This is a genomic window from Halomonas sp. AOP7-B1-5, assembly GCF_052353045.1.
Classification (GTDB): Bacteria; Pseudomonadota; Gammaproteobacteria; order Pseudomonadales; family Halomonadaceae; genus Vreelandella; species Vreelandella colorata.
Genome location: NZ_JBQTDC010000001.1, coordinates 184976 through 199677, shown reverse-complemented (window position 1 = coordinate 199677; position 14702 = coordinate 184976). Strand labels below are relative to the sequence as shown.

The following is a 14702-nucleotide window of genomic DNA, read 5'->3' as shown; positions in this document are numbered from 1 at the left end:
CGTGTGCTTGCTTTGAGTGAGGGTTATTCGAGGGAGAATGCGTAGGTTAGTTTGCCGCGGGGCGACAGCAGTTTATCAAGCTCTGCTGCGTTAAATGCTGGCAGCTGGCCCATTTCCTGAGCAGTCAGGCTGCCCGTGGCGGTATCGGCGATCAGTGTGTCGGGTGATATCTCAACCATTAACGTGGCCGCCTGAGTATCCGCGTCGGTATAGCCTTCAAGAGTGGTTAAATCTAGCGTGTCGAGGGGGAGTTGTTCGGCGAGCCATTGTCCCCAATAAAACTCCAGAAATGGCGGCGGTGTGTCAGGCTTTTTATAACCTACCCCGCGTGTGAAATAGACCAGCGAGCGGTAAGGGTCGTCGACCTGATGGTCACGGCCCAGCTGTTCAGGCAGTTCTTCGGATGTGATCGGGCCGTCGGGCGCATCAAGCCAAACCAGCCGCTGTTCTTCCATGGTGGCCCAAAAACGTTCCATATCCGGCAGTTCGCTGAAATCATGCGTGATGAGCAGCGGCATGCGAAGCTCAGGGCCTTCCAACGCCAGGTAGTTACCCAGCGTATGATGGCCATCGGTAAGATAAAAACCGCCGTTGGGCGCAATCACCGCGGTTTTCATATCTTCTGGATGCGTGCCGACAGGGTCGGTGCATGCAAAGCTATCGGTAGCGTGCAGAGAGGAAGCCTCATCAAACTGAGCAATGCCGCCTTGACCGCCTGTTTCACAAAATTCATCGAAAAACTTCTCACGATCGACGGCGAAACGGCCCTGCTTATAATCCATCTGCCGGTAGCCAAGCGCTGGCTGTGTAGGGTGTAGCTCGCCCAGTGTTATCTCAATAATATCGCCAGAAGGCGCGGCCAGCGCGGGCGTCATGGTAAGAAGTGCCAGCAGCATTAAAGCTTTTTTCATTAATGTCTCCAAAGAGTTATCGTTGTCGCAGTGCCAGCAGGCAACCATACGGGGCAACGATGACAATTGTTTGACGCTAAGCGGCATGCCGCTTAATCAGAACGTGGTGCTGCGTATTTATGGGGGGTACTCCTCATGCAAACGGGGCGGCCTTTAGCATTAAGCTAAAGGCCGCCCCGCAGATTGCCGCTTTTAAACGCAGTTATTCCGGTAGCGCGTAGACCGCTATTTGATCGCCGACCTGATCCTTGAGAATCGTATTGCCACCTGCGATAAACGCAACGTACTGGCGGCCTTGATACTCGTAAACGGCAGGATTGGAGACGGAGGGCGCCTGGGCCTGGTCCGACCAGAGCTGTTCGCCAGTTTCCAGCGAGTAGGCGCGCACCTTGGCGTCCATAGAGGCTCCGATGAAGATCAGGCCTCCTGCAGTCACCGCTGGGCCCCCGATAGTGGGCGAGCCCCAGCTTTCGGGCATAAAGAAGCCGAACTGCTGCGACGCGCCCACCGGACGACGCCATTTGACATCGCCTGTGGTCATGTCGAGCGCCACCAGCTCACCGAAAGGCGGCTCCCAGCAGGGCATGCCCAGCCAGTTCAGCGCCACTTCCAGGCGCATACCGTAGGGCGCGCCGAGTTGGGGCGAATAGCCACTTTCGTTGCCTGAGCCGCTGTCGGCTTCATCAAAATCTTCACGGTTGAAGAGCTTGATGTACTGCACAATGTGTGAGGTATTCACCACCGCCGTCTGGCTGATTGGGTCGAAGGCAACGCCGCCCCACTGAACGCCGCCTGCGCTATCTGGGTAGGCGAGCGTACCTTCGCCACGGGTGGTGGGTGGGGTGTACATGCCCTCGTACCAAAGATCGTCCCAAAGCGCGGAACACTGACCAAAGCTTGCCGCATCCGCCAGCGCCCACACGTCGGGCTTTTCAGATTGATCTAGAAGCGGCGCAGGTACGGTGGGGAAAGGTTGGGTGGGTGAGTAAACCTCGCCTTCCACGGAGCCGTCGCCGCCGGGCACTTCGCGTTCTTCAATCGGCCAGACATCTTCGCCGGTTTCACGGTTGACCACGAACAGAAAGCCCATTTTGGTCGCCTGCATCAGCGCCGGGATTTCCTCGCCGTCGACGGTAATGTCCATTAGTGTCGGTGCGGCGTTGATATCGTAGTCCCAAATATCGTGATGTACCCACTGGCGCGACCAAACCACCTCGCCGGTTTCGATATCCAGCGCCGTGGTTGAGGTCGCCAGCGGCGCTTCCTCTGTGCGGTTCCCGCCCCAGAAGTTGGGCGAGGGCGAGGCAACGGGTAAATAAACGAGACCCAGCTCTTCGTCGGCGGCCATATGCGTCCAAACGTTGGCGGTGCCGCTTCGCTGGCGCATCTCTTCGGAGAGCGCCTCGAACGTCCACTCGCGCTCGCCAGTGCGTGCGTTGATGGAGAACACCGTACCTGCCGGGGCCTCGCTCTCTTCCCAATCCTTGCCCGCCCAGCCTAGAATCAGCCGGTCGCCCACGACGGTGGGCGGCTGAAGCAGCGACAGCGGCCAGTTTTCGGGCATGTTGTTCCACTCGTTGACGTTCAGTACGCCGCCGTCAGCGAAGTCTTCGCACAGCTCACCGCTATCGGCGTCCAGCGCAAAGAGCTGAGCATCCATTGTGCCGAAGTAAACGATTTTTTCGCAGACGTTGCCAGCAACGGGCTCGTCGGCTTCCCAGTAGGCGACGCCGCGGCTTTTGAGCGCTGGCTGCGTCAGCGCTTCCTGAGTGGATTGAGTGTCAAAGCGCCAACGCTCTTCGCCGGTGGCCGGGTCGAGAGCGAACACCCGGTACATGGGCGTGCCGATATACACAGTGTCATTGGCGAACACCGGGGTGGCCGACCAAACTGTCGGAGCGGTGTCGCCTGAACCATCCGACACGTCGCCGGTATGAAACTCCCAAGCTTTTTCGAGCTCGCCTACGTTGTCGACGTTAATTTGATCGAGCGGACTGTATTTCTGCGCGTTGAGCTGGCCGTGAAAACTATCCCAGACCGCACCTTCGGGCACTAAAGGAATGGGTGCGCGGGCGGGCGCTTGTTCTGCTTCGCCTGTTTGCTCAGCGCTGGAAGGCTCTGCTGGCTGATCCTGAGCGAGTAGCGTCAAGGGGGCCATAAACAGTGCCAGCGCTAAGCCGTGTCTGGCGGGTTTGAACAAAACCGGTGCGGATAAAGTGGCAAGGCGCTGCTCGGTAAAACGGGGTATTGGCACGGACGGCTCCTTATAAATGAGTGGGACGGGTATTGTGAGCCGGGCGGCAAAGATCGATGATCAATCCGATCAAGCCAAGTACCATGGCAACGCAAAGCCACCACTGATGCAGCAGCAATCCGGCAAAGCATGTACCGGCAAGGCCTATCAGGATTAACACGCGCAGAGCAATACGGGCGCCACGGCCTTGAAGCGTCGCCAGCATAAGCGCCAAAATAATCAGCACGATACAGGCCGCGATAACCACGAGCGCGCCGAGCGATCCGGTAACACCTGTCAGTGGAGTGAAGTAGGCATAAAGTGCGGTAATAAGCCCGATAACAGAGGCGGCCAATAGCACAAAAGCGCCTAGCTTAGCCCTGAGTGATTGCGACATGGCGTTCTTGTCTCCAGGTGGAAAATATTAAAACGAAACAAATACTAAGAAAAATAGTTAGCCTATTAACATTAGCAGAAAAATATGTTTTTTCGAGCTGGATAAAGCAATAGAGAGTAATTTGCTGGCTAGAGCATTATTTATAGCTAATAGCCTGGCTTTATAGCCAATCGCTCAGCACCCATACTTGACGTTTTGTTTAAGATATCTCGGTTAAAAAGAAGTTAGTGGTGTGATTGCTAAGGTTGTGTTTTAGGTGAGTTAACGCAGCAGCGTTTTTAATAATGACGCGGGAGCGCGCACAGGGAGAAAGTAAGGCATGCGACTCTGGTTAACGATGCTAGCGATAGCGACCGTTTTGGCGGGTGGGCTGGCGGCGCTGGCCTCCAGCGAAGCTTTTGAGCCACGCCTCGTGCGACTTGAAGCGCAGCGAACATTGCCCGCCATTGAAGCTTCGCTGGCTCAGGAGTCGGCTGAACTCAACGCCATTTTTCTCCATTACGCTGAAGATCAGGCGCTCTGGATGAGCGCCCATTTGGCCATCCTGCGCTACGGCGATATCGCCCGTGTAGCGTTACGCGAGTATGCCGCATTGCCTGAGTTTCAGCAGGTGCTGGTGCGTTTTGGTCCCGATGCCGTGTTGCCGATCATTTACTATCGAGATAACGATATTGCCACGCTGCGTGCTCAGCACTGGGTGGGTGAGCATTATCAGCAGCTGAGCCGTTGGTGGAGTGAGGAAACTGAAGATGTGCAGGAGCAAGGCGGCCCAACAGACATAGCCGAGTGGAGCCCGTACCGGCGAGGCCAAATGGGTATTGCCCTGCTGGATACTGAAGGTCATGGCTTGCTCAACCAGTTTGTGGTGGATCGCGAGGGCGATGTGCACTGGCTGCAAAGTGAGCGTGTTGTGGCAGGCCTCAGCGATTTCTTTACCAGCGGTATTCGCAATCTGGAAAACCAGTGGCGTCGCGATGCAGCGATTGGTGCCGCGGACGTGGGCTGGGCCGGTGTCGATCTTTTACTGATGGCGAGTACCGTTAAGGTGCTGCGGGCAGGGCGCATCGCACGAGGTGCACGGGTAGGCAGTATTGAAGCCCAGGGAGCACGCACTGGATTACGTTCGGGCATCGTGGCAGGCAGTGGGCGTTTTGCCAGCCTGTCGCGTATGGCCAAGGTGGTGGCGGTTGCCACCACGGCTTATGTAGTGGTTCGCCACCCGTCGCTGGTAAGCGCACTGGGCGCCAATGTAGCGAAATGGCTTGGCTTGCCGGTGTGGCTGGGGCAATTCGTTATCTGGCTGCTGGTGTTGCTGCCGTTTCTACTGATCGCACGTTTTGTCTGGCGCTGGCTGCTGGTACCTGTTTTATGGCTATTGATGCCGCTTATTTATCGTTGTGGCAGGTTAGCGCGCAAACGCTATCAAAAAGCGTAACTGAACCCATTTGGCCGCCCTTCATAATCACCGGTAGCTGATGACCATCGGCAAAATTTGCCCCACAAACCGACACACCTGCCTCGAGCGGGCCGAGATAGTCAATGCTTTGAGGCCGCAGTTGGTGGATGGCCAGGCTTGAGGTGTCACCCCCGGCAACAAGCAGCGTACCGATACTATTGGAGTGAATGAGTGAAGCGATCAGCTTGGCGCAATGCTGGGCGATTTCCAGTGCCGTAAGACCATGTGTTGTATCTTCATCTAATACAGCAAGGGTTGCTTTGCCTTCGCGCAGGTGGCGCAAAATCTGCTCATACTCGGCGTGTGAGTGGGTGGCCAGCTGGCGGGCCGAAATCGTCACTTTGACCATGCGGCTAGTGGCTGCCACTTGAGCGGCCGTGACAGAAGAGCGACTGCCCGCAAAGACGAGAAGCGGGCCGGGCAGGCTGCTGGGTGGTTCGATAGTGTGAGCGTTGGGATAAAGCGCTTCCACCACGCTGCTGGCGCCAACCCACAGCTGTGGCTTCAAAGCGTGGCGAAAGCGTTCGCCAATACGCTTGAGATCGTGGTTATCAAGCGCATCACACAGCACTGGGGCGCTGGGGGCGGCGGCGTCAGTATGCAGTGTGATCCTATCCAGAAGATTAATGTTGGCAAGGCCCATAGCGCTAAAGTGTCGGCGCAGGTCAGCTTCCAGCATGGGTGTTACCGGGTGTTGCTGCATGACCGGATGACGGTCGATGCGATATATCTGCCCATCAGCACTTTTAGCAAACAGATTGCCAAACACGCAGTAACGCCCAAGGCTGGGTTGGCCGCCCACAATCAAGGTGGTGGCCGGTTTTAGCTGTGCAGAAAGCGCGGTAACGGCGGTCGCAATATTGCCCGTGTCTGGGCTGCTATCAAAGGTGGAGCAAACCTTTAGATGCAGAATATCCGGTTGATGCGGCAATAGCTGATGGCCGATACGCTGCATTTCTGTGGCTAGGGCTTGTTGATCCATACTGCGTGCCGCCGTTGCGATACCAAACGCATCAAGGTCGGCGACTTCTTCGCAGGAGGGAGCCGTCAGATAGAGCCGCGCCTTTAATCCGGCGCGCCGCAGCGTCGCCAGGGTGTCGGACGCGCCGGTAAAGTCATCCGCGACAAATATATAGCGCATGCCTAGCGCTCACCGAAGAAGTCGAGCGCCCTGGCAAGCGCCGGGCGATTGGCGCACTCAAGCGGCGTACCTGCTTCAATGCTTTGCCAGGCCTCCTGAAGACTTGCCACACCCGCAGCCACGCCGTCAGGATGCGCCAGGATGCCGCCGCCGGCTAAAAACATAAAGTCAGCGCTTTGGATTTTAGTGCAGGTGAGTGGCAGGGTGCCTGCCCACTGACCAGAGGAAAACACCGGCATCACGCGATCATCCGTATCGCCTAGCGCGGTGAGCGAAAGCTTGGCGGCGTGGGCTACTTCATCGGTTTGATCGGCAAATTTTCCGCCCATGCCATGGACGTGCATGTGGTCAATGCCCGCCAGGCGGTAAAGCGTTTGATAGGCGGAAAAATCAATGCCTAAAGCAGGATGGCGTGCGAAGGCGCCAAACCCGTTACGGTGGCCGTGAATGGCGAGCGGCGTTGAGGCGCGCAGGCTTTGCAGCGCGGAAAGCCCACACCAGTTAAGGCTCGCCATTACGCAGCTGCCGCCTTCGGCCTGAACATGGTCGGCGTGGCGGCGCATGGCATCCAGCTCGTCGGTGATATTGAACGCGACCATGACGTTGCGGCCGGTACGCTCTCTAAATTGCCTGATACGCTGCATCACCGCGCTGACACGCTCTTCTACCGGCGCATACGGGTGATTGCCTGCGATTTCGTCATCTTTGATGAAGTCAACACCAGCCTCGCAAAGCTGCTCGACAAGGTCGGCGGTTTCAGTGGGGCTCATACCGATATTAGGCTTTAAAATAGTCCCAAACAGGGGGCGATTTGCCACGCCTGTTGTACTGCGCGTACCGGCAATACCGTGAGTCGGCAGCGAGTAACGGTCGCGATATTCCGGGCGCAGCTGCAGCGCCATCAAACGTAAGCCGGTAAGCTCGCCTAAGTCGAAAAGGTTCCCGGCAACGGTTGCGGCAAGATTCGGAAGATTAACCCCGACGTTGTCTTCAGGATATTCAATCTCCACCGCCACCTTTTTCCACGGGCCTTTAACACCCTTGCGCTCCAGATAGGCGCTGTAAAGACTGGGTGAATCCAGCTCTTCGAGTATTTCTAAATGGGTGACTCTGGCACCAAAGCGCTCTCTGATGGCTTGGGTCTCGCCCTTTACTTTGACGAAGGTGCCTGAGCTTTGCTCACCGGCCATCATCTCTGCTACGAGCGATGGATCAAGCGGCGTCTCGATCTGATAGGCAGCGCGAATCATGCTTCTGCCTCTTTCAGGTTCGGGAAAGGACGCACGGGATCTTTTCCGTCCCAGTTTTCGGACGCTTCGCGGATCATGCGGAACATTTTGCCTTTAGGACCCAGTACCTCGGAAAGCTCAATAACGGTGCCCGGATGGTACTCACGGTCGAAATACGCAAAACGCCCATTGGTACCCACTTCACCGCTCATTTTGACGTGATAGCCCCTGGCCTGCATGGCGGCAAGGTCGGTGTCATAGTCTTCTGTCCAAAAGGCGACATGCTGTAACCCTGTATTGCCCGCTTGTAGAAAATCACGGTACATGGAGGGGGCATCGTTACGCGTTTGGATCAGCTCAACCTGAATGAAGCCTGAGTTAGCCAGGGCCACCGAGTTATGCACGTCATATTGCTTGCCGTCATACGTATAGTTCTCGATAGGTACGCGCGGGTTGTAGAAAAAAGGCCCCACGCCCATCACTTTGTTCCAGTACTCCATGGCCGCTTCGATATCGTTGACCACATAACCTAATTGACGAATAGCTCCAAGATATTGGCTCATGACACTTCCTACATAACAAGGTTAGGCAACCAGGTGGACAAAGAGGGCACCAAAGTGACCAACGCCAAGGCTGCAAAAAGGGAAAGATAGAAGGGGGCTACACCGCGAATAATCGAGGAAAGCGGCATCTTGGTAACGATTGATACCATGTAAAGACTCATGCCCACCGGCGGGGTCAGCAGTCCAAGCATCAGGTTGAGTACGAACACCACGCCTAGCTGTTCCGGGGGTACACCTGCTTGCAGCAAGGCGGGTGTCACAATCGGGGCGATGATAAGGATCGCGACGATAGCTTCCAGGAACATGCCCACAACCAGTAAAAGCAGATTCAGGAGAAGCAGAAGAACGAGCGGATTATCCGACACGTTCAGTAACCACTCACCTGCATGGGCTGGAACACGATCCATGGTGAGTACCCAGGCAAACAAGGCCGCGGAGGCGACAACAAAAAGCACGTTGGCGGTCGATAACACGGTTTCCCGGGTGCAGGTCAGAAAAGAACGAACGGTTAAAGTGCGATAAATAACCACCCCAATCAGAATGGCATAGGCAGTGGTCATGCCCGCCGCTTCCGTTGGCCCGAAGTAACCGCTGACCATCCCGCCGACTAACAGCACCGGGGCGAGTAAGGCAGGCAGAGAAATCAGCGTTTTTCTACGAAAGGCGGCAAAGCTTGGCTGTACACCATCACGCGGCAGTTGAGAGCGTCTTGCCATGACCGCGACTTGTATCATTAACGCCGCTGCCACTACGAGCGCAGGGACGACGCCCGCCAACAGCGCACGAATGGTGGAAACTTCAGCCGCCGTGGCAAAGATGATCAGGGGAATCGACGGAGGAAAGATCGGCCCAATCGTCGCCGCGGCAATCGTAAGACCGGCTGCAAAGCGCTTGGTGTAGCCCTGTTGCTCCATCTGACGAATTTGAATCCCGCCCAATGCCCCGATATCGGCTAATGCTGCGCCGGACATGCCGGAAAAGATCAAGCTAGTAAGCACATTAACGTGCGCCATACCGCCGCGAATGCGCCCAACCACCATGCGCATCAGTTCAAACAGATGCGTGGTGACCCCGGTGGCGCCCAGCAATGACGCTGCGAGTATGAAAAGCGGCACCGCCAACAGTGGCGTACTGTCCAGCGTATTAATGGCGCGCTGCGCCATGACCGTGAACGGCAGGTCGTAGAAAAAAATCACCAGCCCCGCTGATAGACCCAGGCTAACCGCGACCGGTGCACCAATCAGCAAGCTTCCCGCAAAGATGAGCAGTAGCGTTAAGGACATACTAAAGCCCTCCGCTGCATCATCCGCCCCAGGCGATAGAGTGAGATCAACGCAAGCAACCCGATGCTGATAAGCGCTGGCATGTATAGCCACAAATTGGGAATCCCCATGGCGGGCGAGGAAAAGCGCCCCGCACGCACCAGGAAGCGATAAAATCCGTAAAGTGTCAGGGCGCAAAAGCCTAACGTTGCGAGTTCCGCTATCGCTAAACACAGGGTGCGCTTAACGCCGGATAGCGCATCCGCCAGCATGGTAACTGCGACATGCTGGCCGTGGAACAGCAGATAAGGGGTCGCAAGGTACACCATGGAAATACCCGCAAACCGTGAGGCTTCATCCGCCCATGGCAGCCCAATACTGAATAGATTTCTGGCGAGTACCTGAGCGACGACCAATACGGTGATGATCACCAGCAATAGCATCGCAATACCCACACAAATCTCGGACAGCCGGCTAAGGCTTCGCCCTAATAGGGGTTCTTGACCGTTCATGGCTTAACGCGTTTCGTTGATGAGTTGATAGAGATCGCCGTATTGGCTATCGAACTCTTCGGTAATTCGCGCTTGCACACGGGTACGAAAGGCATCTACATCCAAGCCTTCTTCCGGGCCAATAATCTGCATTACCTGCCTCGGCAAGTTGCGCAAGGTCATTGGCTTCTGCTTCCAGCATGGCGGTGGTAGCACGTTCGCGTACTTCCAGCGCCGCTTCAGCGATAGCCGCTTGATGCTCGGAGGATAAGGACTGCCAGGTATCATCGTTAATGACGATAACCTGTGCGGCACTGATGTGGCCCGTTAGCATCATGTGGCTTTGTACTTCGTTGAGTTTGGCGCTGACCACCACGTTGACCGGGTTTTCCTGGCCTTCAACCACGCCGGTTGCGAGTGCCGTGGGTACTTCTGACCAATCCACCGGCACCGGAATAGCGCCCATTCCTTCAACGGTCGCCATATAGATGGGGAACGGAATCGAGCGAATTTTGACACCGGCTAAGTCGTCAGGCGTATGGATCTCCTGGTTGGCCGTAAGATGCCGGGTGCCAAAGTAGAAGGCATACAGCAAGCGTACGCCTGAAGCGTCAGCCAGTTCTTCGTTCAGCGTGCTCATCACCGGAGAATCGACATCCATCACCTTCATCAGATGATCAACATCGCGATAAAGGTAGGGCGTATCAAAGGCGGCGAACGGAGCGTAGAGAGAGCCAATAGCCCCCGCGGTATTGTGGGAAAGCGCAATGGAGCCTGTGGAAACCGCTTCGGCGAGTTCCTGCAGGCGGCCTAGCTGAGAGTTGGGGTAGATCTCAACGGCCACATCGCCGCCCGTTTTTTCTTCAATGGCGTCCGCTAGCCATTCGGCCTGCATACCCGCAATGGAGTTGGGCGTATGCATGTGCCCGTAGCGAAGAGTGACTTCCTGTGCGGTCACGCTTGTTGCACTTAGCGCGAAGGCGCCGGCTATTAAAGCGAGATGGCTATTACGAACTAGTTTAACTAGCATTGTTATTCTCCAGGCATGATTGTTTTTTATTGTTTTGTAGCCAAGTGTTTTCCACCTGCTACTAACCAATAGGCTAGGGCAGGGGTGCTCTTTTAAGCAATGAGGAATTCATGATGGTTTTTGATGTAAAGCGTCCCTTGATACCCGACATTGCGATGGCGGCCGGCGTCTCTACGGCAACCGTGGATCGCGTGCTGAACAGGCGGCCCGGCGTGCGCAACGTTACGCTTCATCGCGTGCTGGAAGCGGCGGTTAAAGTGGGCTATTTAGGCGAAGAGGAGGTTAAAGCCCGCCTGGGGCCAGTTTTTTCAAAAGTTGTGTTTTTATTGCCGCAGGGGACCAATCCGTATCTCACCGGGCTAAATACCTATGTAAGAGCCTTGGCGCCCCTTAAAGTGCGCAGCCACTTCATCGAAAGCTTCAATCCAGAGGCGTTGGTTCAGGCCTTGCGGCGCTACGGCAAGACTTCTGATGCGGTGATTTTCATGGCCATTGAGCATCCCAAAGTGCGTCAGGTGATCGATGAGCTGGTGAATGCCGGAAAACGCGTCGTTACCATTATCTCTGACCTGCCCACCTCGAACCGGCATGCCTATATCGGGATTGATAACTTTGCCGCAGGACGTACCGCCGCCAAAGTAATGGGACGCTTCTGCCGTGCCCCTCAAGGTAAGTTGGCGCTTGTGGCGGCGAGCCGCGCTTATCGCGCGCATATGGAAAGGGAGATGGGATTTTTGGCGCTGATTGAGGAGAGCTTTCCTCATTTAACGGTGATTGGACCTCAGGAAGGCCACGATAACCGGGACGAAAACTACCACAACACGTGCCGCTTATTAGAGCAGCATCCGGATATTGTCGGGATCTATAATGTCGGCGGCTCATCTGATGGAATTGGTCGAGCGCTGCATGAATCAAAGCGCGAAGAGATATGCTTTATAGGGCATAGGCTAACCCCCGATACTCGCAGCATGCTGGTCGAGGGCGTAATGGATATGGTCATTACCCAGAACCCGAGCGCCATCTATGCCCGGGCCATTGAAGTAGCAAGTGGTGAAAAAACGGATAGCGGCGCTGTCTCGATGGAAATCTACTTTTCTGAAAACCTTCCCATCGCAAATTCTTAGCTTGTGCAATAGAAGGTCTTCAAAATGTTCAATCAGCCAGTTGCGCTTTTAAAGCGGTGTTTTACTAGCCTCCCCGGGCACTTCGCGCACTAGCCGGGGCATTAAAAAGCCGGGTAAGTGCTCACGCAGCTGAGTGACGATTGTGCGCGCTTCGTCATCCGGCACATCAAAGTGCGCCGCTCCCTGAACCGGGTCTAGAACATGCAGGTAGTAGGGCAGTACACCCGCCTCAAACAGCCGCTCGGAAAGCGTTGCCAGCGTTTCGACCTCGTCGTTAATACCGCGTAGCAGCACGCTTTGATTGAGAAGCGTGACACCTGCTGCTTTTAGTCGGGTGCAGGCATCAATAACCGCTTGATCGATCTCATTGGCGTGGTTGATATGCAGCACCATGACTTTTTGCAGGCGCGTGGTGCCCAGCCAGTCAAGCAGTGCACTATCCACCCGGTCAGGTATCACCACCGGTAATCGCGTATGAATACGCAAGCGCTTAAGGTGGGGTATTTTTTCCAGCTCACCCACCAGCCAGGCGAGTTGACGGTCGTTAGCTGCCAGCGGGTCGCCACCCGAGAGAATCGCCTCATGGATGGAGGGGGCATCACGAAGATATTGCAGCGCGTCCTGCCACTCGGCGCGTGAAGGCGAGTTATCGCTATACGGAAAATGGCGGCGGAAACAGTAGCGGCAGTTAATCGCGCAGTTGGGACTCGCGATCAGCAGCACCCGGCCTGCGTACTTGTGAATCAGGCCGCGGGCGGGTCGATGCTCGGCCTCTTCCAGCGGGTCGGTGACATAGCCTATGGCTGACACGGCCTCATCACCCAGCGGCAACACCTGGCGGAGTAAGGGATCGTCCGGCGTGGCATGGGCGATTCTTGAAAGGTAAGCGTCGGGCACGCACACTTCAAAGAGTTGATGCCCCTTACGAGCGCCAGGCAGCCACGCCTCGCTTAACCCAAGGCGTTGGCAGAGCTCATGCGGGTCGCGAATGGCACTTGAAAGCTGCCGTTGCCACGTCGGGCTTGGGGCTTCGTTGAATCGCTCGTGCTTATCCGAGGCAACGATCATAATGTTCTCCTGCAAAAAGGCCCTCCTTCGGGTTATCATGCGCGCACTTATTTGACGATGCTATCCACGCTGCGGCGAAGTATGCTGCCATGCATCGCTAACTGTAATAGCTAACTGAAATAGATCACTGAGAGGCAACATGGCTAACTATTCTACCAATGAATTCAAAGGCGGTTTAAAAGTAATGCTCGACGGCGATCCTTGCTCGATCGTCGAGAATGAATTGGTCAAGCCCGGCAAGGGCCAGGCGTTCAACCGCGTTAAGCTGCGTAACCTGATGACCGGCCGTGTAGGCGAGCGTACCTTTAAATCCGGTGATTCGCTGGAAGGCGCTGATGTCATGGATCTGGAGATGGAATATCTCTATTCCGACGGTGACATGTGGCACTTCATGAAAACCGATGGCTCTTTCGAACAGTATGCCGTTGAAAAGAAAGCCTTGGGTGATACCGCAAAATGGCTCAAAGAGCAGGTGCCCTATACGATTACGCTGTGGAATGACAAGGCGATCTCCGTCACTCCGCCCAACTTCATTGAACTTGAAGTTGTCGAGACTGATCCTGGCCTTAAAGGCGACACGGCGCAGGGCGGCTCTAAGCCGGCAACCCTGTCTTCGGGTGCCGTTGTACGTGTCCCGCTGTTTATTAACCAGGGTGAAGTGTTGAAAATCGATACCCGCTCCGGCGAGTACGTGTCTCGCGCTTAACACACAGCCAAATCAGTGCGTAGTTGAGTATAACTACGCGCTAAATGGCTCGTGTACTACCGTATTGCCACGCGATTGCGTGGCTTTTATTTTATTTAAGGGGCGGTAATGGCCATTGACTGGCAACCCAGTGCAGACATTGCCACGCTGCGTGAGCGTGCCCGCCTGCTGGCAAACGTGCGGGCTTTTTTTGCAAAGCGTGACGTTCTGGAAGTGGAAACCCCCGTGCTTGGGCAGGGGGGAAGCACCGACGTGCATCTGGTGTCGCTGGTTACTCAGGCGCGCACCGATAAAGGCCTGCGCCGTTTATGGCTGCAAACTTCGCCTGAATTTCACATGAAGCGGTTGCTGGCTGCAGGCAGTGGGCCTATTTACCAGCTGGCGCGAAGCTTTCGTGATGGTGAAGTCGGCTCCCGGCACAATATTGAATTCACCATGCTCGAGTGGTATCGCCCGGGATTCGCGCTGGGCGAGCTGATCGGTGAGACGACGAATCTGGTGATGACCCTTTTGCCTTCGTTTGCCGGGCCGGTAGTGCACTACCGGTATCGTGAGTTGTTTCACACCTATCTGGCGGTCGACCCGTTTACCACCTCGCTTGAAAAGCTGCGTGCGCTGGCTTCAGAGCGGGGGCAGATGCCCGCCGGGGCATTGGCCAAAGAAGGTCGCGATACCTGCCTTGATTTGCTGATGAGCATGGTGATTGAGCCGCAGCTGGGCCAGAACGAATTAAGTGTGGTGCTGGAGTATCCCGCGAGTCAAGCAGCACTGGCGCGCCGTCATCAAGACGCCGACGGTGAGTGGGTGGCGTCGCGCTTTGAGCTTTACCTGAACGGTATTGAGCTGGCCAATGGTTATCATGAACTGACCGATGCCGCCGAGCAGCGGGCGCGCTTTAATGAAGACAACGCCGAACGGCGTCGCCTGGGCCTGCCTGAGGTCGATATTGATGGGCATTTGCTTGCCGCACTTGAGCACGGCATGCCGGAAGGCGCGGGCGTCGCGCTGGGTATTGACCGCCTGATTCAGCTAGCGCTGGGTAAAGCACGCCTGGAAGACGTGCTGGCGTTCGCCACGCCCAACTGTTGAAT

Annotated in this window: 14 protein-coding genes; 4 read left to right on the top strand and 10 right to left on the bottom strand. The window is 56.0% G+C overall.

Annotated features, from left to right (window positions below; all coding sequences use genetic code 11):
• Positions 1-23: 23 nt before the first annotated feature.
• From ACT3XD_RS00950 to ACT3XD_RS00940, 3 genes are all read right to left on the bottom strand, one after another.
• Positions 24-911, bottom strand: a complete 888-nt coding sequence (locus ACT3XD_RS00950) for a ParB/Srx family N-terminal domain-containing protein (RefSeq protein ID WP_192537082.1) — start codon at positions 909-911, stop codon at positions 24-26.
• A 202-nt stretch (positions 912-1113) separates the two neighbouring features.
• Positions 1114-3165, bottom strand: coding sequence for a pyrroloquinoline quinone-dependent dehydrogenase (locus ACT3XD_RS00945; RefSeq protein ID WP_318782735.1), 2052 nt, complete (start codon positions 3163-3165; stop codon positions 1114-1116).
• Between the two features lie 10 nt (positions 3166-3175).
• Positions 3176-3541, bottom strand: coding sequence for a hypothetical protein (locus ACT3XD_RS00940; RefSeq protein WP_192537083.1), 366 nt, complete (start codon positions 3539-3541; stop codon positions 3176-3178).
• A 319-nt stretch (positions 3542-3860) separates the two neighbouring features.
• Between ACT3XD_RS00940 and ACT3XD_RS00935 the strand changes: the two genes are divergently transcribed.
• A complete protein-coding gene (locus ACT3XD_RS00935; protein ID WP_192537084.1) occupies positions 3861-4976 on the top strand; it encodes a hypothetical protein in 1116 nt (371 codons plus the stop codon).
• On the opposite strand, the gene ACT3XD_RS00930 is transcribed toward ACT3XD_RS00935, so the two are convergent.
• Genes ACT3XD_RS00930 through ACT3XD_RS00905 form a run of 6 tightly spaced genes read right to left on the bottom strand, consistent with a single transcriptional unit; the run spans position 4927 to position 10713 of the window.
• Positions 4927-6138: a four-carbon acid sugar kinase family protein gene (locus ACT3XD_RS00930; protein ID WP_192537085.1), complete on the bottom strand. Its 1212-nt coding sequence runs from the start codon at positions 6136-6138 to the stop codon at positions 4927-4929. The two genes, ACT3XD_RS00935 and ACT3XD_RS00930, sit on opposite strands and share 50 nt — an antisense overlap.
• A 2-nt stretch (positions 6139-6140) precedes the next feature.
• A complete protein-coding gene (locus tag ACT3XD_RS00925; RefSeq protein WP_192537086.1) occupies positions 6141-7388 on the bottom strand; it encodes a RuBisCO large subunit C-terminal-like domain-containing protein in 1248 nt (415 codons plus the stop codon).
• Positions 7385-7930 carry a VOC family protein gene (locus ACT3XD_RS00920; RefSeq protein ID WP_192537087.1) on the bottom strand — a complete coding sequence of 182 codons (546 nt, stop codon included), beginning with the start codon at positions 7928-7930 and terminating at the stop codon, positions 7385-7387. Before ACT3XD_RS00920 ends, ACT3XD_RS00925 begins: the two co-directional genes overlap by 4 nt.
• Positions 7931-7938: 8 nt before the next feature.
• Complete coding sequence (locus ACT3XD_RS00915; RefSeq protein WP_192537088.1) at positions 7939-9213, bottom strand: TRAP transporter large permease; 1275 nt, start codon at positions 9211-9213, stop codon at positions 7939-7941.
• Positions 9204-9704, bottom strand: a complete 501-nt coding sequence (locus ACT3XD_RS00910; protein ID WP_192537089.1) for a TRAP transporter small permease — start codon at positions 9702-9704, stop codon at positions 9204-9206. The genes ACT3XD_RS00915 and ACT3XD_RS00910 overlap by 10 nt, the downstream gene beginning before the upstream one ends.
• A 46-nt stretch (positions 9705-9750) precedes the next feature.
• Positions 9751-10713 carry a TRAP transporter substrate-binding protein gene (locus ACT3XD_RS00905; protein WP_225736055.1) on the bottom strand — a complete coding sequence of 321 codons (963 nt, stop codon included), beginning with the start codon at positions 10711-10713 and terminating at the stop codon, positions 9751-9753.
• 110 nt (positions 10714-10823) lie between these two features.
• Between ACT3XD_RS00905 and ACT3XD_RS00900 the strand changes: the two genes are divergently transcribed.
• A complete protein-coding gene (locus ACT3XD_RS00900) occupies positions 10824-11837 on the top strand; it encodes a LacI family DNA-binding transcriptional regulator (RefSeq protein ID WP_192537090.1) in 1014 nt (337 codons plus the stop codon).
• Positions 11838-11885: 48 nt separating this feature from the next.
• Here the strand turns inward: ACT3XD_RS00900 and epmB are convergent, their stop codons facing one another.
• The gene (gene epmB / locus ACT3XD_RS00895; protein ID WP_192537091.1) at positions 11886-12905 is read right to left on the bottom strand and encodes an EF-P beta-lysylation protein EpmB; all 1020 of its coding nucleotides are present in this window, start codon (positions 12903-12905) and stop codon (positions 11886-11888) included.
• Between the two features lie 139 nt (positions 12906-13044).
• Between epmB and efp the strand changes: the two genes are divergently transcribed.
• Both efp and epmA read left to right on the top strand, forming a co-directional pair.
• Positions 13045-13611, top strand: coding sequence for an elongation factor P (gene efp / locus ACT3XD_RS00890; protein WP_192537092.1), 567 nt, complete (start codon positions 13045-13047; stop codon positions 13609-13611).
• Between the two features lie 108 nt (positions 13612-13719).
• Positions 13720-14700: an EF-P lysine aminoacylase EpmA gene (gene epmA / locus ACT3XD_RS00885; RefSeq protein WP_192537093.1), complete on the top strand. Its 981-nt coding sequence runs from the start codon at positions 13720-13722 to the stop codon at positions 14698-14700.
• Positions 14701-14702: the final 2 nt, after the last annotated feature.